This window comes from Shewanella sp. MEBiC00475 (assembly GCF_005234075.1).
Classification (GTDB): domain Bacteria; phylum Pseudomonadota; class Gammaproteobacteria; order Enterobacterales; family Shewanellaceae; genus Shewanella; species Shewanella polaris.
The window spans coordinates 2,229,423-2,250,981 of the sequence record NZ_CP039928.1 but is presented as its reverse complement, the minus strand read 5'-3'; the positions used below and the strand labels follow the sequence as shown (position 1 = coordinate 2,250,981).

20 protein-coding genes and 3 pseudogenes are annotated in these 21,559 nt (G+C 44.1%); 11 read left to right on the top strand and 12 right to left on the bottom strand.

Going from position 1 to position 21,559, the window contains the following annotated elements:
• The first annotated feature begins 155 nt into the window (after window positions 1–155).
• Window positions 156–656 carry a type II secretion system protein gene (locus tag FCN25_RS21255; protein WP_175405848.1) on the top strand — a complete coding sequence of 167 codons (501 nt, stop codon included), beginning with the start codon at window positions 156–158 and terminating at the stop codon, window positions 654–656.
• 345 nt (window positions 657–1,001) lie between these two features.
• Here FCN25_RS21255 and FCN25_RS09900 read toward each other — a convergent pair whose 3' ends face one another.
• From FCN25_RS09900 to FCN25_RS09870, 8 genes are all read right to left on the bottom strand, one after another.
• Window positions 1,002–2,948: a MacB family efflux pump subunit gene (locus FCN25_RS09900; RefSeq protein WP_137224234.1), complete on the bottom strand. Its 1,947-nt coding sequence runs from the start codon at window positions 2,946–2,948 to the stop codon at window positions 1,002–1,004.
• Window positions 2,949–2,954: 6 nt separating this feature from the next.
• Window positions 2,955–4,175 carry an efflux RND transporter periplasmic adaptor subunit gene (locus tag FCN25_RS09895; protein WP_137224232.1) on the bottom strand — a complete coding sequence of 407 codons (1,221 nt, stop codon included), beginning with the start codon at window positions 4,173–4,175 and terminating at the stop codon, window positions 2,955–2,957.
• A gap of 67 nt (window positions 4,176–4,242) precedes the next feature.
• Window positions 4,243–5,049: a YbhB/YbcL family Raf kinase inhibitor-like protein gene (locus tag FCN25_RS09890; RefSeq protein WP_137224230.1), complete on the bottom strand. Its 807-nt coding sequence runs from the start codon at window positions 5,047–5,049 to the stop codon at window positions 4,243–4,245.
• Between the two features lie 86 nt (window positions 5,050–5,135).
• Window positions 5,136–6,572, bottom strand: coding sequence for an ATP-binding protein (locus FCN25_RS09885; RefSeq protein ID WP_137224228.1), 1,437 nt, complete (start codon window positions 6,570–6,572; stop codon window positions 5,136–5,138).
• A gap of 9 nt (window positions 6,573–6,581) precedes the next feature.
• Window positions 6,582–6,692, bottom strand: a complete 111-nt coding sequence (locus FCN25_RS21140) for a helix-turn-helix domain-containing protein (RefSeq protein ID WP_254693754.1) — start codon at window positions 6,690–6,692, stop codon at window positions 6,582–6,584.
• On the bottom strand, window positions 6,653–7,264 hold the full coding sequence (locus tag FCN25_RS09880) for a response regulator transcription factor (RefSeq protein ID WP_254693753.1): 612 nt from the start codon (window positions 7,262–7,264) through the stop codon (window positions 6,653–6,655). The genes FCN25_RS21140 and FCN25_RS09880 overlap by 40 nt, the downstream gene beginning before the upstream one ends.
• 858 nt (window positions 7,265–8,122) lie before the next feature.
• Entirely contained in the window at window positions 8,123–8,470 is a 348-nt protein-coding gene (locus FCN25_RS09875; RefSeq protein WP_011717266.1) for a metalloregulator ArsR/SmtB family transcription factor, read from the bottom strand.
• 13 nt (window positions 8,471–8,483) lie between these two features.
• Window positions 8,484–8,729 (bottom strand): hypothetical protein, encoded by a 246-nt coding sequence (locus FCN25_RS09870; RefSeq protein ID WP_254693752.1) that lies wholly within the window; start codon window positions 8,727–8,729, stop codon window positions 8,484–8,486.
• Between the two features lie 36 nt (window positions 8,730–8,765).
• Here FCN25_RS09870 and FCN25_RS09865 point away from each other — a divergent pair.
• From FCN25_RS09865 to FCN25_RS21120, 5 genes and pseudogenes are all read left to right on the top strand, one after another.
• Window positions 8,766–9,593 (top strand): annotated as a pseudogene (locus tag FCN25_RS09865) (permease); the annotation flags it as partial.
• A 128-nt stretch (window positions 9,594–9,721) separates the two neighbouring features.
• Window positions 9,722–10,204 carry a glutathione synthetase gene (locus tag FCN25_RS21135; RefSeq protein ID WP_254693751.1) on the top strand — a complete coding sequence of 161 codons (483 nt, stop codon included), beginning with the start codon at window positions 9,722–9,724 and terminating at the stop codon, window positions 10,202–10,204.
• 123 nt (window positions 10,205–10,327) lie between these two features.
• Complete coding sequence (locus FCN25_RS21130) at window positions 10,328–10,453, top strand: hypothetical protein (protein WP_254693750.1); 126 nt, start codon at window positions 10,328–10,330, stop codon at window positions 10,451–10,453.
• Window positions 10,440–10,706 (top strand): hypothetical protein, encoded by a 267-nt coding sequence (locus FCN25_RS21125; RefSeq protein ID WP_254693749.1) that lies wholly within the window; start codon window positions 10,440–10,442, stop codon window positions 10,704–10,706. Before FCN25_RS21130 ends, FCN25_RS21125 begins: the two co-directional genes overlap by 14 nt.
• Window positions 10,703–10,837, top strand: coding sequence for a glutathione synthetase (locus tag FCN25_RS21120; RefSeq protein WP_254693748.1), 135 nt, complete (start codon window positions 10,703–10,705; stop codon window positions 10,835–10,837). Before FCN25_RS21125 ends, FCN25_RS21120 begins: the two co-directional genes overlap by 4 nt.
• Window positions 10,838–10,907: 70 nt before the next feature.
• On the opposite strand, the gene arrB is transcribed toward FCN25_RS21120, so the two are convergent.
• Both arrB and arrA read right to left on the bottom strand, forming a co-directional pair.
• Window positions 10,908–11,612: an arsenate respiratory reductase iron-sulfur subunit ArrB gene (gene arrB, locus FCN25_RS09855; RefSeq protein ID WP_137224226.1), complete on the bottom strand. Its 705-nt coding sequence runs from the start codon at window positions 11,610–11,612 to the stop codon at window positions 10,908–10,910.
• A gap of 11 nt (window positions 11,613–11,623) precedes the next feature.
• On the bottom strand, window positions 11,624–14,188 hold the full coding sequence (gene arrA, locus FCN25_RS09850; RefSeq protein WP_137224224.1) for an arsenate respiratory reductase molybdopterin-containing subunit ArrA: 2,565 nt from the start codon (window positions 14,186–14,188) through the stop codon (window positions 11,624–11,626).
• A gap of 364 nt (window positions 14,189–14,552) precedes the next feature.
• On the opposite strand from arrA, the pseudogene arsD reads away from it, so the two are divergent.
• From arsD to arsC, 4 genes and pseudogenes are all read left to right on the top strand, one after another.
• A pseudogene (gene arsD / locus FCN25_RS09845) lies at window positions 14,553–14,914 on the top strand (arsenite efflux transporter metallochaperone ArsD).
• A gap of 22 nt (window positions 14,915–14,936) precedes the next feature.
• Window positions 14,937–16,703, top strand: coding sequence for an arsenical pump-driving ATPase (gene arsA, locus FCN25_RS09840; RefSeq protein ID WP_137224222.1), 1,767 nt, complete (start codon window positions 14,937–14,939; stop codon window positions 16,701–16,703).
• A 70-nt stretch (window positions 16,704–16,773) separates the two neighbouring features.
• Window positions 16,774–18,057 (top strand): arsenic transporter, encoded by a 1,284-nt coding sequence (locus FCN25_RS09835; protein WP_137224220.1) that lies wholly within the window; start codon window positions 16,774–16,776, stop codon window positions 18,055–18,057.
• 78 nt (window positions 18,058–18,135) lie between these two features.
• A complete protein-coding gene (gene arsC, locus FCN25_RS09830; RefSeq protein ID WP_137224218.1) occupies window positions 18,136–18,612 on the top strand; it encodes an arsenate reductase (glutaredoxin) in 477 nt (158 codons plus the stop codon).
• A gap of 112 nt (window positions 18,613–18,724) precedes the next feature.
• On the opposite strand, the pseudogene FCN25_RS21115 reads toward arsC, so the two are convergent.
• A pseudogene (locus FCN25_RS21115) lies at window positions 18,725–19,212 on the bottom strand (efflux RND transporter permease subunit).
• A 535-nt stretch (window positions 19,213–19,747) separates the two neighbouring features.
• A complete protein-coding gene (locus FCN25_RS09820; protein WP_175405937.1) occupies window positions 19,748–20,524 on the bottom strand; it encodes a class I SAM-dependent methyltransferase in 777 nt (258 codons plus the stop codon).
• Between the two features lie 128 nt (window positions 20,525–20,652).
• On the opposite strand from FCN25_RS09820, the gene FCN25_RS09815 reads away from it, so the two are divergent.
• Window positions 20,653–21,498 (top strand): 23S rRNA (adenine(2030)-N(6))-methyltransferase RlmJ, encoded by an 846-nt coding sequence (locus tag FCN25_RS09815; RefSeq protein WP_137224215.1) that lies wholly within the window; start codon window positions 20,653–20,655, stop codon window positions 21,496–21,498.
• Window positions 21,499–21,559 lie beyond the last annotated feature (61 nt).

The following is a 21,559-nucleotide window of genomic DNA, read 5'->3' as shown; positions in this document are numbered from 1 at the left end:
AAGCGGTTATCAAACAGTCACTTAGTTCATTAGCTGGTTTCGACGGACTTTATTAACCACTTAGCCCCACCAGAGGGTGAGCCACATAAATTTGCGCTTGATTCGACAATATTTTTCACTGGCTAGGTTTTAGCATAGCATGAGAGAACATACGCATGAATAAACAGCGCGGTTTTACCCTTATTGAATTAGTGGTAGTGATTATTATTTTAGGGATTTTGGCTGTAGTGGCAGCGCCCAAGTTTATTAACCTGAAAAGCGATGCTCTTATTGCCAATTTGAATGGCTTACAAGGCGTATTGAAGTCGGCCAATACCTTAGTGTATTCAAAAGCCGTGTTGTCTGGTCAAGAAAAGCTCGATCCGGGTTCGGTGACATTGAATGGGGAAACGATTAGTACCACCTTGGGTTATATTTCGCCTTTAGCTGATAATGTTGCAAAAGCGCTTGATGGTTCGTTTGAGGTGGTAGCAGACCCATCGAAGACTGATATTACTGCCGATTGGGCTGTGTATTATAATTCAGGAACGAATCCATCTGTATCTATTTATCCTAAGGGATTTACATCTTTTGCTGACTGTAGCTTGCGTTATTTGGCAAGTTCATCGGATCCGGCTGAACCAACATTTTATAGTCTTACCACTACCGGTTGTTAGAGTTCATCAAATAAGGTAATTGAGGCAATAGTAAACGGTGAAAAAGCCATTCTCATTGCCATTTATGCGACAAATATTATCTGTGCAATTTGATTTACCATAAAGAGAAAAAATAGATACCTCACTAGCGAGATATCTATTTGCACACCACCTTGTTAGAAAGATATTGTACAAGTGTCATTCAGAGAGGTTGTAAACAGGCTCTTTATCACCTGAAGCTTTTATTGATTTAATCCAAACGAATTGGCGTGAGTTTAGGCGTCGCGATTACCCCCATATTGTCTATGTAAATTGTAGCAATTCTATTGGGCTAAACAATGTCACCATTTATTATCCACCTGAATTTTAGTCTCTTGAGAGTGCATCTACCGGATTCAACTTAGCCGCATTTCGAGCTGGCAGATAACCAAACACAATCCCGATTAACGTCGAACAAGCAAAAGCTGCAACAATTGACGTACTCGAATAGATCATCTGAAAACTGCTGCCTGTGTAGGTAAATATCATGCCGATAAAATAAGCAAGTCCGATCCCCAATGCACCACCACAAAAACACACCAATACTGCTTCAATCAAAAACTGACGCATAATATCGGTTTGTCTAGCGCCAACAGCCATACGAATACCTATTTCGCGCGTTCGCTCTGTTACCGATACCAGCATGATATTCATTACCCCAATCCCGCCAACTAACAAAGAGATAAACGCAATAGCTGATATCAGTAGTGTCATGGTTTCAGATGTTTTTTCGATGCTTTTTCGTATCGTATCTGTATTTATAGTGAAAAAATCAACCGTACCATGGCGCATAGTCAATAAGCTGATAATGCCTTGTTCTGCCGCATCGCTAGATACATTCGCATCTATCCTTACGGTAATATCGTTAACATAATTTTGCCTAAAAATACGCCCGGACACCGTGGTGTACGGCAACCAAACATTCAGTTCATCACTATTGTCGGACACACTTTGAATTGGCTTTGTTACGCCAATAATACGAACAGGTAGACGACCGAGAAAAATGACGCTACCCAACGCATTGCCGTCAGGGAAAAGAGTCTGATCGGTATTGGCGTCAATGACGGCAACCTGCTCTAACGTATCAATACTATCATCGGCAAAATATTGTCCTTTGGCCAACGCATAACCACGAACGCGAAAATACTCAGTACCCACGCCTTGAATTGAGCCTGTGACGGTTTCACTTGCATAACGTATGGCAACATTGGTCCTAACGGTTGGGGTTACGCTGTCCACATAGGGCAATATTTTAAGCGCATTTGCATCGTCTGCCGTGAGCGACCTAACCCGTTCAGACCGGCGATCGCCACGCCCTGTGCCTGGTTTTATTTCAATAGTATTAGTGCCCATTGAAGCAATATTGTCCAAAATCGATTGCTGCGAACCTGCACCTAGCGCGACAACAGACACCACTGAAGCAATGCCAATAATAATGCCGAGCATCGTCAGAAACGTACGCAAACGGTGATTGGACATTGCAATTAATGCCATTTTTAACGCTTCAAGATAACGCGACCAGTTTATTTTCTTACTCGTTTTAGAAGCTTGTTGGTCTGTGCTTAGCTGGTTTGCTTTTACGGGGATACGCTTTTGTTTATCGGCAATGATTTCTCCATCTTTTAGCTCAATGACGCGATCTGCAAATTCGGCAATATGCGGATCGTGTGTCACCAAAATAATGGTGTGACCGTCGCGATTGAGTTCTTGAATGAGCTTCATCATTTCTTCGCCGCTACTGCTATCAAGCGCGCCGGTTGGCTCATCGGCCAGAATAATATCACCGCCATTGATTAAAGCTCTGGCGACACTGACACGCTGTTGTTGGCCACCACTTAGCTGGCTTGGCTTATGATCTAAACGATCGCTTAATCCCAGACGAGTCAGTAGTTTTTTTGCCTTTTCGTGTCGGGTTTGCACCCCCTCATTGGCATATAATGCCGGTACTTCTACATTACCCTGCGCAGTTAAATCACCTAAAAGATGATAGCGCTGAAAGATAAACCCAAAGTATTCACGTCGCAGTGCGGCTAGTTCATTGTCATCCATACGGGATGTGTCCTGACTATTAATGAAATAACTACCTGCACTGGGTTTATCCAGACAGCCAAGGATGTTCATTAATGTTGATTTACCCGAACCAGAAGCGCCAATAATGGCAATCAATTCACCACGACAGATTTGCAGATTAATGTTTTTTAGTACCGTCAACTCCTGCTCTCCGGCAATAAAAGAGCGGCTGACATCCACAATATTTAACAGAACTTCTCCCATGGGTTATTACCTCGTTCCTTTACCAAGACCTGGTACACTTTGTCCGAGCATATTGCCCTTAGATAAGCCGGTCATAGAAATCGCATCGTCATTAGCTGAAGTTTGACCAAGCATGATTTGATCACCTTCGTTAAGCCCTGAGAGGATTTGAGCGTAGACTTTATTGTTAATGCCCACTTCAACATCGCGATATTCAATGTGGTTGTCTACTATCACTGGCACTTGATACGAAGCACTTGGCCCCGTTTTTGTTATCAATATCTGTGATGGGACAATCAACGCATCTTGCGCACTGGCTAAAATAATCGATACCTGTGCCGTCATGCCAAAACGCAACTGATTGCCTGGGTTTTCAACATCAAACAGAGCGTTGTAATAAATCGCCTCATCATCGCCAATCAACAACGAACTGTCGTCCCCGCTAAGCAATGTTGGCCCTGGTTCAATGGTGCGTAATACACCCCGGTACTTTTTCGCTGTCGCCCCCAAAATACTGAAATAAACAGCTTGCCCTGCACTCACATTGATAATGTCAGCTTCAGAAACCTGCGCCTTAATCGTCATTAAATCCAATTGCGCTAGCTCAATAATACTGGGGGTACCTTGATTGTTATTAACGGTTTGCCCCTCTTCTACCGACACGTAAATCACTGTGCCATCAATGGGGGAACGAATAGTTGTGTAACCTAAATTGAGCTTGGCGCTATCGACACTGATGATTGCTTTGTCTTTTTCAGCACTGAGTTCATCTAGCTCAGCCAGATAAACCGCCAATATCGATTCTGCCGAGTCAAAGTCTGATACCGACGCAGCGCCATTAACTAGCATCTTTTTATTACGAGCATATTCAGACTGTGCGACTTTTATTTGAGCCTGCTTTGCCCGATATTGCGCATCAATACTTTGCAATGATGCTTGGGCTTCTTTAAGGGCATTTTGTTGAGTTAAGTTATCGATTTGAGCAATCAAGTCGCCCTGTTTTATGTTTTGGCCAACATTCACGTCCATTGTTTCGATTAACCCCGACACTTGAGCGCCGACACTGACTAATTTAGACGGATAAAGCACGCCGTTTGTGAGTACCACTTTTTCAATATTGCCGCGTTGGACCACATCGGTGGTAAAGATAGGTTGATCCTGTTGTACTTGAGTGTACTTGTATCCTACAACAGCAACCGTTGCGCCAAGGATAAGAAGCAGCAAGGTGTTTTTAATGTTCTTTTTCATACGGATCTCTTGATGTCTTTTCGGTGACTGAATTTGCGCCAATTATCTAGTAATAACGGTTTTGCATTTACTTGCTATCAATAACAGCAGAAGTCGTATTCAACGTTGATTTACACAATGGCAATGTTGACAGCGGATCCATGTTGTCATTATGTGGCTGTGCTTGTTCCGGATGAAATTCTTGCGAATGAGCTTGTGGTGAATGAGCCCGTTGCGGCGTTTGACAGTGTCGTTCAAAACTCACTGTCAAAGAGTCCGAGTCTAGTACAAAGTCTTGCATGCTTTGTCGAAGCATTATTGCAGACACAGGGGCTGAAACTGGGGCTGACGGATCTATTTCTAACGATTTGGATAGTGCATAAAGATGAAAGGTGTAAATTTTGGGGCCGGGCCCTTTGGAACATGGGGGTGCATACTCGTTACGATCATTCACTGTATTGCTGCCAAACGAGCCAACAGATTGCTTTGCTTTACTACCTGAATCAATGCCAGAAGCTTGCGCAGGAATATTATAGACAGTCCAATACCACTTGAGTTCTTCAGGCTGGTTTGGTTTAGGAGCCCGAGAGTCAACTTGAGGTGGGGTGTCGTGTTTATTATCATTCAAGTAAGGATTTGGTGTGCCCTGTTCATTGTTGGTGGGGTGATGATCAGGCATGTGATCCATTATCATCACCAATGATTGGGTTCCGTCGGGTACTCCTTGCCAGCTTAATGGCGGTGAGATCCCCTCTCCCTCACAGGTAAATTCAGTTGGCAATGTACCATTATCTGTAAATGCAGGGCTGGTGAGTTCAAGCGACGGCTTGGCATTAACGGCCGTTGCGGCTAGCAGCGTCAAAGATAAAATGGAGCCAATAATGTGGGTTTTCATGGCCTAATCTCCATAGCAATTAAGTTAACGATTAATGAGTTAACTTAATTGTATCGATTAGGCTTCGCTGATGGATGACAATGTTGTCATTTAACGATGGGTAACAACAGCCGCATAGTCACAACCTCACTCTCGCTGGGCTCAAGCGTAAGATCGCCACCGTGTGCGCGAGCAATTTCTCTGGCTAAACTTAACCCTAAACCACTGCCTGATATCCCTTGGGTATAAGCGGGTTCTCCGCGGTAAAAACGATTAAACAGTTTGACCCTAACGTCGTTTAATATCGGAAGGCAAAAATTGCTAATCACCACCTCTATAACAGACTCGTTTTGGCGGGCGTGAATAGTCACAACTTTGTGAGTAAGGCTATAACGCATTACGTTTACGAGCAGATTATTTAACAGCTGCTTCAACAACACAATATCGCCTTTAGTGATTAAATCTTTCTCAATCGCACAATCAAGCTCCAGTTCATCCGACAGCAAGCTCATATCTGCAATCAACTCATCGACTAATTCAGTAATGTTTATCGGCTCAAAATGCAACGCCATAGAGCCAGAATCCGCCTGTGATAGCAGCAACAATTTACGGGTCATGGCTGACAAATGCCCCACTTCATCAAGAATGGCATTGAGATCTAATTGCGATGGGTTTTCAGACAATACAGCTTGTTCAAGCTTGCCTCTTAGCACTGTGAGTGGTGTTTTTAGCTCATGAGCTGCATCCGCAGTAAAACGAGAAACTTGTCGAAAACTGTCCTCTAAGCGATCGAGCATCGTATTGTATGCATCAATCAACATTTTGAACTCTTTGTCTTCTTTATGCTCAGGTAAACGGTGACTAAGATCTTTTTGGGTCACCTTATCCATTGCTTTATGTAATCTATTTATTGGTCTAATCGTATTGGTCGCGATAAACCATGCCCCTAGAATACTGAGCAGTAGAGAAAAAGGAATAACCACAATCAGCGCTGCCTGCAAGGTGCTCGTTAACTGGCTAGTGGTAGCAGCAACATCCACAGCAATAAAGCTTTGTTGGTTTGATGCTTGAAATAAACTGGCTCGCCATTGGTTTTGCTGATGTTCAAAAAAGGCAAATTGACAAACAGCGTTGGCTTTATTGTTATCGGTTAACGCTAGTGGCTCAGCGCTCACCCAATGTAAGCGACTTATAACATCTTGTACGTCTCCCCCCGTTGACGCGGTTATGAACCCTTGCTCCACAGAGCCTACTGAGATCATTAATTGGTTAGGTGAACTAACTCGCAACTTGTCCGTTAAATCAGTCATTAACCGGCTACCAGAAAGCGAAGTATCGCGTAAATTACTTATATTGTCAGCGGAGTTATTTACATCAAGCAATGTACGTTTGGGTATTAAGCGTTTTGCTTCCATACAAAGACGAGAATCAAGGTTAGTCAATTCTACGGTCATAATACGCGACCAACTTAAGCTGATAACCAACGCAAGCACAGCTGTCACGGTTAAAATTGATATGGCAAAAATACGAGTTCGAAAATACATATTAAAACCTTATCGAATGCTCAGGCGATAACCTGTGCCGCGGATCGACTCAATGGCACCGACCATTTTTCCGGCCTTCTCTAATGAAGCCATTTTACTGCGGATGCGTTTAATGCACACATCAACAACATTGGTACAAGGATCAAAGTCGTATCCCCAAACATGCTCCAACAACTGCCCCGGGTTAATACTTGGTTAGGTGAACGCATTAAGTGTTCAAGCAAGCTAAATTCTCGGCTAGTGAGTTCGACTGATTGACCCTGACAATTAATGCTTCGATTAATACAATCAAGTTGCAACGCGCCTACCTCAACGACATGCTGTTGTGTGCCGCCATGCCGTCGAAGCAAGGCTTGAATCCGAGCATGCAACTCTTCAACATAAAACGGTTTTGCTAAGTAATCATCAGCGCCCATGTCTAACCCTTGAACGCGATCACCCAATTCATTACGTGCCGTAAGCAGAATAATGGGCGTATCGACACCTTGTTGACGCAGCGAACGAAGAATATCCAAACCATCTCTGCCCGGTAGCATAATGTCGAGAATAATCACATCATGAGTATTATTGCTTGCCGCCTTATAACCTTGATTGCCATCGGCACAATGAGTGACGTTGAAATGTTTGGCACGCAAACCTTCACAGATAAAATCTGCAATTTTTTGTTCATCTTCGACAAGCAATACGTTCATTGAGTTTTATCCTTGGGAAACACTTAAAAGTATCTCACCTGACGCATCGCACCCGCAACCTATATGACAACATTGTCATATAACAGAACACCATAGACATTGTTATAGAGCTGAAGTACTCAAGACATAAAAAATGATAAACATTGATTAGAAACGGCTATGCCGAGTAATGTTTATTTTTCAGCATAATGGGACATGCCCCCATTAGGTAATCTTGGTCAAGGGCATCAAAACTTATCAGCAGAAACAGCACAAATTCAGAATGGAACAAAGTATGTTGGTCGGCCTCGGCTACTACAAATCTGAATTTAATCTGTAATTGTCGCTGAACCTAAACACTGACATAACCGCATATAAAATAACAATCACTTAGCTGAATGATTAACCCATACTTTGACATAAAATAAACCCATAGTCTGACAAATCGGAACATTTAAAAATAGACATCTATGGGAGGATGTTATTTTCTTACGAAAAGCAAAATGGCTTATGTTCTATCTAACAAACTTTTGAACATAAACGTTAGAGCTTAAACTATTAAAGAGTCGATTAGCATTAGGGAAATTATAGAAATCCGATATGTACTAACTCCATTAGCTGGAAAATATAATTATTTTTCAAGTTAGGGAAGCTAGCTCCTGCTTTAACAGTCAGAATCGATATAAAAACAGCTGGAGCATCAATAATAATTTTGGTATTTATTGCTCCGTCGATTAGAGATGAACTGCTACGACAGGCATTGTGGGTACATAGAAAGAGCACTTGTATAGCAGGTGCCATATCAACCTCTGGCGACTTAATATGTGAAATTTCATATATTTTGGATTAAATTTTTTATTTATTTGCTACGGACAATCTTTAGCAACAGGCTCTAGCACGCTCGGGGCGGCCACCCATCTTACATAGATTTCGCATATTTTCTTCTAGAAATACCGGATTGTGACTGGTAACCTCACTCAAAACTAATTTACTCCATTCGGGTAAATCATTACTGATACTATAGAAAATCCATTGCCCCTGACGGCGATCGACTAATAATCCGCACTTACGTAATTGGGCTAAATGCCGTGAAATCTTGGGTTGAATTTCCTGCAACGCTTCGGTCAACTCACAGACGCAAAGCTCACCCTCGTGCTGAATAAGCATCAAACAACGCAGGCGCGTTTCGTCGGCTAAACATTTAAAAAATTGTGTAGGATTAATCATTAAGATCCTTAGACTAAACGAGTACAAACATTTTTATTCTTTCGTTGAGTTCTCTAAAAGTTTGTTCAAACCCACGAGTGTCCGATTCTATTCTAGGAACGGGATAATCCCAAGCAATAATCTTATCTGCTAAGAGAAAACTCTGGCATTCTTGCGTGGATTTTTCATAGAGGCTGATCACAAAATCAAAGGATTGCCCACTGAATTCACTGACAGATTTAGAACGTAATTTGCTCGTGTCTAGATTATTTTTCTGCAAAACATATAAGGTTTGTTCGTCTATCGGCTCTGGTTCAGAGCCCGTGCGGGATTTGGCCCTATGATTGTATTCCTATTTGCCAGCCCATTACTTAATCCAGTGATTATCGGGCTTTTTGTGGTCACCTTTGGATTTAAGGTCACGCTATTTTATTTTACGGTCGCTATGGGCGTATCTGTAATAGCAGGTTACTTGCTGGAAAAACTCGGATTTGAACAATATGTGTGTCATGAGGCCTATGCTCAGGCAGATACAGCCACGGCCTCTTCATGTTGCGATACTAAACCGTCACCGACTGCGAGTAGCGGTTGCGATGTAAACCCTGCCCCCGTTGCCAGCACATGTTGTGATAGTAAAACCGCACCCGCGGTGACCTTATGTCGCGCTACTCAACCTGAGCCTATTACAACTTCGTGTTGCCCATCCCAAACCGTGCCGCAAAACAAACCTCAGAGCCGCAGGGTAAAGGTTTGGCGCGTCACTTGGAAGGACTTCAAACAAGTGCTGCCTTATCTGTTTATCGGTGTGCTATTGGGTTCAATGATCTACGGTTTTATGCCAACGGAGTTAATCGTTCAGTATGCTGGAGAAGCCACATGGTATGCGATCCTCATTGCCGCATTAATTGGGATCCCACTCTATATTCGCGCCGAAGCGGTTATCCCACTCAGCGCCGCGTTAATCCCAAAAGGCATGGCGATGGGCTCAGTAATGACATTGATCATAAGGAGCCCCGGAGCAAGTTTGACCGAAGTCATATTACTTGAAGCCATTTTTAAAGGTCAGATGATTGCCGCATTTCTCAGCGTTATTTTAGGCATGACTGTGGGTGCAGTGTTTCTGTATAGCTATCTCTTTAGCTAATACACAAAATAGTGATCTAGTTCGATGTGGCACTCACTATATGCCCTTAAAGTGAGTGCCTTAGGGTCTACCCTACAAATGCACAAACGGGTATTGCCAATAATCGCTGTCAGTTTAAGAGAATCAACATGAGTTTAACTGTGCCACTAGCAGCCAAAGATGATGCCATAGAATGGGCGCTAACCCATGGGATGGCCTTTAAAGAAACCGCGTATTCCGCCCGCCACGCTCCATTTACCCTAACGCCCAGTTTAATCAGTAAAGCACACTATCAATATCTCAAACGTGCGGTGGAGCCACAGGGTAAACTTATCCATTATGTGTCTGAAGCACATGCCTTTTTAGTTGATGCTATTCAACCTATTACAACAAGCGATCCCTTCTTTGTTGCGCTATTGAAAGCGCATCAACAGTTGCATGGTTCTGCACATAGCTCTACAAATAGCTCTGGCACCCAAGCCCCAAGAATGCCACGGCTTATTATACGTAGCGATTTTATGAACGATCGGGACTTAGGACCCAAACTGGTGGAGTTTAATGGCATAGCGGCTGGCATGAGCCCCTTTGGGCAGCGGGCCCATCAACTTCATCGCTATTTACAGCAGCAATAGTCTATACAGCCTAAGGGAGAGCTGGTTAAAAATCATGCCATTGAACAATTATCCGTCGGCATAGCAACCGCAACCTTTAAGATAAAACAGGAATTTGAAGATTCAGGACCGGCAAGATTTTTGATGATAGTGCAAGAAAATGAAGACAATGTGTTTGATCAGCATTTGCTCGAACTCGCGCTGCAACAAAAAAGAATACAGACCCGGCGCACGACAAAGGCTAATACTCGAAGGCGTGGGGACTATTGATACCTTCTATCTGCGTACAGGCTATCAATTTGCAGATTATGCAACCGTCGACATCAATGGTAACAGGGGTTACCTAGCCCTGATGGGGATCCGGGTGTTGTTTGAACAACATTGTATCGCTCTCAATGCGGCCTTAGGCCAGCAGTTGGCAACCAGTAAACGAATGCAAATGCTGCTCTCGACTATGGATGAACAAGCCTTAACTCTGTTTGGATTAACTCAGCCAGAAGCCAGCGTGGTCACGCCTCGGTGAAATGCGCCCTGTCACCGCACAGAACTCCCAGTTATGCGGGATATTTAATTCGCAGCAAATCCGCCAAAGTCACAGAGGGCGGTGTTCACAGCGGCCAAGGGGTATTAGATTCGCTGATGTTTAGCGATTAACAGGGCGCGTATAAAGTAAAAAGCCACAGAATCTCACCAGTGGCTTTCACTAACAAATTAACCTATATGATTAATAAGCGGTTTTAACACCAAAACTGCGAATATAAAATATCCTTGGACCCGTTCCCGCTTCAGGTTTCAACTGCATCGGTTTATGCAATTTAATCAACTGGGATACCTTGCTCTGCGGATCATCTAAATCACCAATCACCCGCGCTTCAGATGGACAAGCGTCAACACAGGCAGGATTTAACCCCTTATCAAGCCTATGATCACAGAAAGTACATTTCTCTGTAGTGCGCTTTGGCCGTATCATCGGATAGGTATCACCCCGTTCTGGGTTTTCATTAGGTGTTGCCGTAGCCCCTGTACGTTTAAGTAACATAAGTGGAGATACAGTGCCGTTCGAGACCACCTCTGAGTCATCCTGCCAACGACGATGCGGTGTTGAGGAGTTAAAGCTAATCACGCCGTATGGGCAAGCCTTCATACACTTCTTGCAACCAATACATTCATCATTATTTTGCAATGTTAGGCCACGTTCATCTTTATACATTGCGCCAGTTGGACACACATTAACACAAGCGGCATCATCGCAATGATTACACAATGTTGGTATATAGGTATATTTTACGTCAGGAAAAATCCCTTCAGTAGTCGCAATATGATGCGACCAATGAATACCATCACTCGTGTTGTTTTCTGATTTACAGGCTAAACTGCAGCCACCGCATCCTACACATTTTTGTAGGTCAACTACCATTCCTAATCTCATAATGGATTACCTCATACTTTCTCAACACGAACACGGATATGACCATAAAATGCCGACGCACCACTTAACCGGTCGTATTTATCAGCAATAAGATCATTATTTGAACCACCTCTAGCGGTAACCCCAAACTCAGCGCTGGCGTAACGACCATAGGCCCAATGGCCTTGTCCAAAGCACTTTGCAATCGTGCCAGGACGCACCCCTTCCCATAACTTGGCTTTACAGGTAAGCGAGCCAACAGGGCTTGAGATCCGAATATCATCGCCGTCTTTTAGCCCCAATGCTTTACCATCAATGGGATTAAATTTAGCGACATCTTGATTGGCAACATCACCAGGGTCGACATCTTTAAACTCGTAAACCCATGGGCTATTTGCTGAACGACCTTCTTTATTAAGACGAGATTTTTGATCCACTAGTAATAATGGGAATTGCGCTTCATCACCAACGCGGTAAGGTTGCTCATAATGGGGTACAAAGGCTAACTGGCCACGAGCCTGGTATTCACAGACCTCCATGACGTCATCAATACTAACTTTGTGTTTATCGGCGTGGCCTTGTAAGGCTTTTTCTAATGTTTTACTGTAAAACTCAAACTTGTGAGTTTCAGTTTTAAATTTGCCCCAACGAGATTCGAGCTTGTAATCACTGCTATTCCAGACGCCTTTTTCGACAAAGTCATCCCAAGAAGCCAGTTTGTCGCCATATTTAGATGCATCTTCATGCCATAAAGGAGAGGTGATATATCTAACCATGACTTTAGCGAAATCGACTTCATTGTCTGCCGGTTTACCGGTTTCAGGATCGACAATTTGTTCGTTAATATAACGCCATGGCGCATCAAAACCTTTTTCAGCCATTTTTTTAGCCAGCATATAAGGGATTTCTGACTCATCAATACGCGTATCCCATAAGCGCTTAATCGATGGTTGTTGTACTGAAACCTGATGAACACCATTACCGATAGAATCTAATACGCCCCACTTTTCGAACATGTGATGACTTGCAGGGAGTAACACATCTGCAAACCAGCTGAACTCCGAAATGTTAGTGGTAATGTGTGCCATAAAGTCAACTTTGCTTAACGCTTCATCCCAACGCTGACCTTCTGGATTGGAGAAATTGAAATTATTAAAGTACGCGAGTATGACTTTAATATCATATGGGTCGGCATTAAAAATACCATTGGCCACGTTTGCAGTCACCACTCCACCACCAGACTTTCCTTTCTTTAATGCTGGAAATTCAAGTCGGCCGCTGTGGTCTATTTTTGAATACTTGACCCCTTTATTAGCGATGTCATCCATGTAAGCATGTTCGTCTGGATATTCTTTTAACAAAGGTATTTTGTTGCCCGGAAATAACCCACCTTTACTATCAATCGCACCAAACAAACCATTTAATGCATGGCAAGCTAGAGAGGTATAGGTTCCGCGCACTTGCATGACGGCACCACGAGCAGTCCAAACTTGTACAGCAGGCGCTGCGGCTCCCATATCTTTAGCAATAGCAATAATGGTTTTGGGATCGATACCGGTAATCTTTGACGCCCATTCAGGCGTGTAATCTTTAAGTGCCTCGTTCCACCAAGCAACTAAACCATAGGTGTGAGTTTCTTTAAAACTCTCATCTTTAACATGTTGGCCTGCTTTAAACTGATTATTACCGTCAACAAAATCACCAACAAAAGGCTTGTGCCACAACCCTTCTACCAAGGCTACGTGTGCAATAGCCAAAGCCAATACACTATCTTGGCCGGGCTCTATTGGTATCCATTTATGTGCTTTCGCTGCAGAAGCTGAAAATCTTGGGTCAACGACAACCACTTTTGTATGATCAAGTGCATCGCCCCATGTTTGTGAGTAATAAGACACCTGGCGATTACTTGCTATAGGATCTGCGCCAAATGACAAAATAAATTTAGCATTCTTAATATCGTATTGGTTGTACCCCCAGTTTCCGTCTAAATAATATGGCCCCATTTTATGTGCTTCGGCGCATACCGCACTGTGAGAGATACTATTAGGTGAACCAATTAAATGGGTCATTTTTTTATAAAGCAAATCATTGATATGTGAATAACGACCACGAAGGAGTGCATATTTGTGTGACTCATCAGCTTCACGCAACGCAATAATTTTATCGGCCAACATATCGAGCGCTTTATCCCACGAGATAGGCACAAACTTAGGGTCTTGACCCCGACCTTTTTTAGGATTGGTTCGCATCATTGGCGTACGCAATCTATCAGGGTCGTAAACCTGCTGTAGACTCAAGTGTTGTCGAGGACAACTCGACATGCCATGTACACCAGAGTTTGGGTTACCACGAACTTTCACCGCTCGGCCATCCATGACATAAATTTGTTTTGCACACCATGAAGTACAGCCTTGGCAGGTAGTGGCTACCCATTCTCCGGTACCTGTTCGTAGCAAAGGTGCTGGTAATTCTGCAGCAATACTCTCGACAATGGGTGTAAACGATAACGTCCCACCTAGACCTGTTAGCACCGTGCCAGCAGCCGTTGACCTGAGTAACTGACGCCGCCCCAAGTTCACTTGATTCTCATTTTTCATTTTCCACACTCCTTATAAAGGTATGAAATTTAATATATACGGTTTAAGGTATATGTTTGCGATTTAGATCAATTAACAAACATTTTATCTTTACTAAAATTTACAATTGTGAAACCAAGTTGAAAAAAATAAAAAATGTGATCAGCAACAAATAGGAGTTATGTCACTTTTTTCTGGTATAGAGATGATCAACTTCAGATTTTTTAGATTTGAGCGCTGAATATCCCTAGGGGATTTGACTCTGATTTTTTGAAGCGTATAGTATATATGAAATTTCATATATACTATCTAGGTGATTTTTTAAGGTGTCTATCTCCATTTATCGCCTCCTATTCAAATCAAAATTTTTTTACGAGGAACAGCGATGACTCAATTTTCGATATTCGATCCTGCTTTATGTTGCAGCACTGGCGTATGTGTACTGACGTTGATCAAACACTCGTTACCTTTGCCGCGGATTGCCAATGGCTGAAACAACAAGGCATTACCGTCGAGCGATTCAACTTATCCCAACAGCCTATGGCCTTTGTTGAAAATGCTCTGGTCAAACGCTTTTTAGACACCTCAGGTGCTGAGTCATTACCCGTGATTCTACTGAATGGCGAGATGCTTTTGGCTGGCCGTTATCCTAGTCGGCAGGAACTGGCCCGTTGGGCCAAAATCACTATCGAAGCACCGGCCAAAGAAACGACGTCTTGTTGCAGTGGCAAGAGCGCTTGCTGCTAATCAACGAACTAAGGATAAAAGCATGAAATTTATTCAGAATCCGCCCGCATTTCTCTTCTTTACCGGTAAAGGCGGGGTGGGTAAGACTTCGCTATCCTGCGCCACTGCAATCAACTTAGCCGACAAAGGAAAACGAGTGTTGTTGGTCAGTACCGACCCCGCCTCCAATGTGGGCCAGGTTTTTGGGCAAGCTATAGGTAATCAACTTACCCCTATCGATAGCGTTGCTGGACTCACTGCTCTGGAAATTGATCCCCAAGCCGCCGCAGCACAATACCGTGCTCGAATTGTCGATCCCGTCAAAGGGATCTTACCGCCTGATGTGGTTCGCAGTATTGAAGAGCAACTCTCCGGTGCCTGTACTACTGAAATTGCCGCCTTCGATGAATTTACTGGCTTATTGACCGATGATTCATTACAGCAAGATTTCGATCATATTATTTTTGATACAGCGCCAACGGGACATACTATTAGGCTGTTACAACTCCCAGGGGCTTGGAGCAGCTTTATCGAGACTAACCCCGAGGGGGCATCCTGTCTTGGCCCATTAGCTGGCCTCGAAAAACAGGCGGAGCGTTACGCGCGGGCCTTAACAGCACTGGCCGATCCCGATAAGACACGCTTGATCTTAGTTGCGCGCCCACAGCAATCCACTCTGATTGAAGTGGAGCGCACTCACCAAGAATTACGTCAAGTGGGCCTTAAAAATCAATATCTAGTGATTAACGGCGTATTACCCCAAAACGCTGCACTTGATGATCCCCTTGCCAATGCGCTCTACGGACGAGAACAAACTGTACTCACCAATTTATCCCCCATTCTCGCGGCATTGCCCCATGAAAGCTTGCCGTTGCAATCCATGAACATGGTGGGTGTTGCACCATTACGCCAACTCTTGCTGCCAGCGCAACCCAATGACTTACTTAACATTAATGAGCATGAGCAATCTCATCAAGATAGCCAGCCCCAAGTGCCAACACTAGATAACCTCATCAGTGAAATCGCTAAACAAGACCATGGCCTTATCATGTTGATGGGCAAAGGCGGTGTCGGTAAAACCACCTTAGCGGCCGCAATTGCGGTGAGATTGGCGGAGCTCGGTTTAGATGTGCATCTGACGACTTCAGATCCCGCTGCGCATTTAGAACACACACTTCATGGTCAATTAGCGAATTTGCAAGTCAGCAGAATCGATCCTGTTGAAGTCACCACTCGCTACCGTGAACAAGTGTTAGCCACCAAAGGCAAAGAATTAGATACCCAAGGTAAGGCCTTGCTAGAAGAGGATTTACGCTCACCTTGCACCGAAGAAATCGCTGTATTTCAAGCATTTTCGCGCATTATCCGCGAGGCGGGTAAACGCTTTGTCGTCATGGATACCGCGCCCACAGGGCATACCCTATTGCTACTCGATGCCACGGGAGCCTACCACCGTGAAGTCGCCAAACGTATGGGAGAAACGACTCACTATTCAACCCCTATGATGCAGTTACAGGACAAAGAGCGCACTAAGGTGTTATTAGTCACCCTACCCGAAACAACACCCGTGTTCGAAGCCGCTAATTTACAAGAAGATTTGCGCCGTGCAGGGATCGAGCCTTGGGCATGGCTTATCAATAACAGCCTCGCCGTTGCGAGAACATCCTCGCCACTATTAAAAGTGCGCGCTCGCCATGAAGTGGCACAAATCGACAAAGTACAACAGGGTTTAGCCTCTAGATTGGCATTAATCCCACTGCAAGAAGAAGAACCCATTGGTATTAAACGATTAAGCCAATTGGCAAAATAGCGTTAATGTGCCTCAATGGGCATTATTTTATGATTATGGACAGGCAGTAGCTACCCTTTTTGGAGGTTTTATGTGGTTGGCAGGGGCGATTTTTGTTCTCACCATAGTGTTAGTGATTTGGCAACCTAAGGGTTTAGGCATAGGTTGGAGTGCCACCTTGGGCGCCGTATTGGCCTTGCTATTAGGCGTAGTGCAGTTAGGGGATATTCCCGTGGTGTGGAATATCGTCTGGAATGCGACCGCCACCTTTATCGCCGTGATCATCATCAGTTTATTATTGGATGAGTCAGGATTTTTCGAATGGGCCGCGCTGCATGTGGCCCGTTGGGGTAAAGGTCGTGGCCGTTTACTCTTTACTTACATAGTGTTACTCGGTGCTACCGTTGCCGCCTTATTCGCGAATGATGGCGCGGCGTTGATCCTCACCCCGATCGTGATTGCGATGTTACTGGCACTGGGCTTTAGCGCCGGAGCCACCTTAGCCTTTGTGATGGCCGCAGGTTTTATTGCCGATACTGCAAGTTTGCCGTTAATTGTCTCTAACCTAGTGAATATCGTTTCGGCGGACTTCTTTAAGATAGGTTTTAACGAATATGCCGCTGTAATGGTGCCCGTCGATATTGCCGCGATTAGCGCCACATTAGTGATGCTGCATGTGTTTTTCCGCAAAGATATTCCAGCCACCTACGACCTAGAAAAACTGCGCGAGCCTAAGGCTGCTATCCGCGATCCCAATACCTTTAAAACCGGTTGGGGAGTTTTAGTCTTACTCTTAGTCGGCTTTTTTGGCTTAGAGCCCCTAGGCGTGCCCGTGAGTTTAGTCGCTGCCGTAGGCGCGCTTATCCTGTTCGTAGTCGCCAAGAAAGGCCATGGGATAGATACCACTAAGGTACTGCGCGGCGCGCCATGGCAGATAGTGATCTTTTCACTGGGTATGTATCTGGTGGTTTATGGTCTTCGCAACGCCGGCTTAACGGATTATCTATCTAACGTGTTGGACAGCTTGGCAGAACAAGGACTTTGGGTGGCCACTATGGGCACGGGCTTCTTGGTCGCATTTTTATCTTCCATCATGAACAACATGCCAACAGTGTTAGTCGGCGCCCTGTCGATAGACGGTAGCAATGCAACCGGCGTGATTAAAGAAGCCATGATCTACGCTAACGTGATTGGCAGCGATTTAGGCCCAAAAATCACCCCCATAGGCAGTTTAGCAACCCTGTTATGGCTGCATGTACTGGCGCAGAAAAATATCAATATAACCTGGGGTTACTATTTCCGCGTCGGCATTGTGATGACAGTACCAGTGCTGTTTGTCACCCTAGCGGCACTGGCACTGCGCCTCTCCTTCTGATCTATGGCCATAGGCACTTAATCATCCATTTAGTGCCTATGGATAAATATATAAGCGATTATTTATCAGAGACATTTTATGGCTAATATCACTGACAACCATCCTGAAAAACAAAGCGTTGAAACACACAGCAGCATTAGGATTTACCACAATCCAGCCTGTGGCACCTCGCGTAACACCTTAGGACTTATCCGCAATACAGGGGTTGAACCAACCATTATTCTCTATCTTGAGACGCCGCCAAATCGCCAAACGCTGTTACAACTGATTGCGGATATGGGGATTTTGGTGCGCAGTTTACTGCGGCCAAATGTCGAGCCCTTTGCAACATTAGGCTTAAGTGAAGATAAGTTTAGCGACAGTGAATTAATCGATTTTATGCTTGAGTACCCCATCTTAATCAATCGCCCCATCGTCGTTACGCCATTAGGCTCTTGCCTGTGCCGCCCCTCGGAACAGGTATTGGATATTTTACCTAATCCCCAACTGGGCGCTTTTACTAAGGAAGACGGTGAAGTAGTGATTGATGCCAATGGGCAGAGAGTCGCTCAATAACATTCCGTGTAAAGATTGCGCCTTAAATGGCTCTAGAATCGAAAATGCCTGCAAACTATCAGTTTTGCAGGCATTTTTTACCTAATGAACACATTCATAACCAGACTAAAACTTAAGCAACATCTATGGATGTTGGTTCTGGCGTAGATGCCATAAAAGTATACAAAACAGGCACTAGGAATAATAACAAGCCTCCGATGGTAGCGGCTGCCATCAGGCGCAATAACTCGCCTCCTTCTTCAAATGCAAATGCTAACGGCATAAATCCCAACACTGTGGGTAATATCGTCATCAATCGAGGCCGAAGGCGGCTCAAACCTGCATCGAATGTAGCCTTGTGCAAAGTGATACCCTGCTGTTTTTGACGTTCAGCAGTTTGGATTAGTAGCACCCCATCAATAACATTAGCTGCGAGCACTATCATAGCCGCAATGATCTCGGTAGCTCCAAAAGGTTGGCTCGCGAAGAATAGCCCATACCCAATACCGGTAAGGCAAACAGGATCACCAAAGGAAGCCGAAGATTATTAAATTGCACAGCTAAGACAATGAAGGAAAAAAATACTGCATAGCCCAGAAGACTTTGCACTGTTGTTTGCATTTGCGTCATTTGCAATGCCTTACCGCCTATCGAATAAGTGTATCCCGTAGGCTAAGTTGTCTCTGTAAGAATATTGGTGACCAACTCTTTTGCTGAGTTAAGATCCGTTGCTGACGGATCACAACGTACAATCATTTGTTTTATCTGATTTTTTCTAATTATTTCAACAGGACCTGTTGCTGCGGTCACTTTAGCTACGTCTTTAAGGTGCACATAATGACCAGAAGGCGTGGCTATAAAGATATTTTCAACATCAGGGCGCGACTGTAACTATGACTCAGGCATAATGATTCGGATATCATACAACTCACTCGCCTCTCGATAACGTGTCGGTACACTTCCATTAATGTAGCCGTTAAGAACGTGGGCAATTTTAAATATATTTTTATTAGGTGACGGTTTACGTAAATCTCTCATATTTTCGATAAAAATTGAACAATTCAAGTACGTTTAGTGTGCTAACATGCAAGAATTTGTCAATGTATGGGTTCAGCGACAGTAGTATCTAATAAAAATGAGTCTACTTTACAAAAAGCTATTTCATTGCGGATTTTACATATACATCAAAGCGGTTTTTCTTGGTTGCGATAACCATACTAGGTTTAACACCGTCTAAGTCTTCAGCGTAATCAGGGCGTTTTACCACCACGCGCTTAGTGGCGAGTGCTATTGCGGGTGCTAACAGTCCATCGGCATCTAAGTCTGCACCGACTAAAGTTTGAAACACGCGCATTTCTTTTTTAACCAGGGCTGATTTTTCACGGTGCGGGTACATAGGGTCGAGGTAAACGACATCGATCTCGGTGCCAGATGACTGAGCGGCGTCGGCTAATGCACTAATACTTGAGCCATGAAATAAGCTCATCAAATCGCGCATCCAATGGCCTATTTCGGCGTCTTCATAAGCTCGGCGTAAACCATCTTCAAGCAATGCAGCCACAACAGGATGACGTTCAACCATAATGACCTTACAACCTAAACTGGCCAATACAAAAGCATCTCGACCAAGCCCTGCTGTGCCATCAACTACAGTAGGTGTGACACCTTGCTTTAGCCCAACCGCTTTGGCAATAGACTGACCTCGACCACCACCAAATTTGCGACGATGCGCCACAGCTCCAAACACAAAGTCAACACTAATACCGTCGAGCTTAGGTTCATCTCGCTTATGCAAACTTAAACAGTTTTGCTCAAAACGCAATTCAAACGCGGCGTCTTTGTCCCACACAAGCTGCCAACGCTGGGCGATGTCGACTAATGAAGGATACTGCTGATTAAAGAAGATAGGTGTCTGCAACAAGATGATTACCATGCCAATATAAGAAACTACACCATTATGCCAAAAGCCATCACTAGTGAACACCTATACCTCGCGCGCTAGACCACTTATAATGTGGCGATTACACAGTTTTGCTGTCTCATTAGTTAATGGAAATACCCATGCTCAGTTATCGTCACGGTTATCATGCAGGCAATTATGCCGATGTGCTTAAGCACTCAATGCTTATTCAAGTATTAAAAGCGATGCAGAAAAAAGATAAACCTTATGTGTATATCGATACTCATGCAGGTGCAGGTGCCTACTCATTAACCGATGAGTTTGCGCAAAAAACTGGCGAGTATTTAGAGGGTGTTGCCAAATTATGGAACCACACTAATTTACCCACTGCATTGGCCAACTATGTTGAAACAGTGCAGCACTTTAACGCTGAGTTTGATGGCGAGTTAACCGTGTACCCAGGCTCACCGGCGATTGTAGACGTTGAGCTTCGTCCACAAGATCGTATGGTGTTACACGAACTGCATGGTACTGACCATGAGTTGCTAGCAGACTATTTTGCTGAAGACAAACAAGTCAAAGTGATTAAAGGTGATGGTTTACAGGGATTAATTGCCGCGGTACCGCCATTAGAGCGCCGTGGGGTAATATTAATTGACCCTAGCTATGAAATGAAAACTGACTATCAAGATGTGGCTCAAGCTATCATAAAAGCCCACAAACGTTTTGCAACAGGCACATTTCTTTTATGGTATCCAGTGGTTAAACGGGAGCAAACAGAAGCAATGTTAACCCTGCTAAAAAATAGTGGCATTAAGAAACAACTGCGTATTGAGCAAGCGATTAGTGCTGACAGTGACGAGTTTGGTATGACAGCAGCGGGTTTATGGGTGATTAATCCGCCTTGGCAATTGGATGAACTCGCCAAAGAAACACTGGATTATTTAGCGCCTTTACTAGGCGGTGCCGATGGAAGCATTAGCGTAAAATGGGAAGTAGGCGAATAATTTACCCTATCTAATATTTATTTCAGCAGTGTAATGATTACTGATATAAAAAATGCCCAAA

What these genes read in the sequence shown, in the direction of transcription:
- FCN25_RS21255 (WP_175405848.1), top strand. Translation starts at nt 156, where the DNA reads ATGAATAAACAGCGCGGTTTTACCCTTATTGAATTAGTGGTAGTGATT.
- FCN25_RS09900 (WP_137224234.1), bottom strand. Translation starts at nt 2,948, where the DNA reads ATGGGAGAAGTTCTGTTAAATATTGTGGATGTCAGCCGCTCTTTTATT.
- FCN25_RS09895 (WP_137224232.1), bottom strand. Translation starts at nt 4,175, where the DNA reads ATGAAAAAGAACATTAAAAACACCTTGCTGCTTCTTATCCTTGGCGCA.
- FCN25_RS09890 (WP_137224230.1), bottom strand. Translation starts at nt 5,049, where the DNA reads ATGAAAACCCACATTATTGGCTCCATTTTATCTTTGACGCTGCTAGCC.
- FCN25_RS09885 (WP_137224228.1), bottom strand. Translation starts at nt 6,572, where the DNA reads ATGTATTTTCGAACTCGTATTTTTGCCATATCAATTTTAACCGTGACA.
- FCN25_RS09880 (WP_254693753.1), bottom strand. Translation starts at nt 7,264, where the DNA reads ATGAACGTATTGCTTGTCGAAGATGAACAAAAAATTGCAGATTTTATC.
- FCN25_RS09875 (WP_011717266.1), bottom strand. Translation starts at nt 8,470, where the DNA reads ATGATTAATCCTACACAATTTTTTAAATGTTTAGCCGACGAAACGCGC.
- FCN25_RS21135 (WP_254693751.1), top strand. Translation starts at nt 9,722, where the DNA reads ATGAGTTTAACTGTGCCACTAGCAGCCAAAGATGATGCCATAGAATGG.
- FCN25_RS21130 (WP_254693750.1), top strand. Translation starts at nt 10,328, where the DNA reads ATGATAGTGCAAGAAAATGAAGACAATGTGTTTGATCAGCATTTGCTC.
- arrB (WP_137224226.1), bottom strand. Translation starts at nt 11,612, where the DNA reads ATGAGATTAGGAATGGTAGTTGACCTACAAAAATGTGTAGGATGCGGT.
- arrA (WP_137224224.1), bottom strand. Translation starts at nt 14,188, where the DNA reads ATGAAAAATGAGAATCAAGTGAACTTGGGGCGGCGTCAGTTACTCAGG.
- arsA (WP_137224222.1), top strand. Translation starts at nt 14,937, where the DNA reads ATGAAATTTATTCAGAATCCGCCCGCATTTCTCTTCTTTACCGGTAAA.
- FCN25_RS09835 (WP_137224220.1), top strand. Translation starts at nt 16,774, where the DNA reads ATGTGGTTGGCAGGGGCGATTTTTGTTCTCACCATAGTGTTAGTGATT.
- arsC (WP_137224218.1), top strand. Translation starts at nt 18,136, where the DNA reads ATGGCTAATATCACTGACAACCATCCTGAAAAACAAAGCGTTGAAACA.
- FCN25_RS09820 (WP_175405937.1), bottom strand. Translation starts at nt 20,524, where the DNA reads ATGGTAATCATCTTGTTGCAGACACCTATCTTCTTTAATCAGCAGTAT.
- FCN25_RS09815 (WP_137224215.1), top strand. Translation starts at nt 20,653, where the DNA reads ATGCTCAGTTATCGTCACGGTTATCATGCAGGCAATTATGCCGATGTG.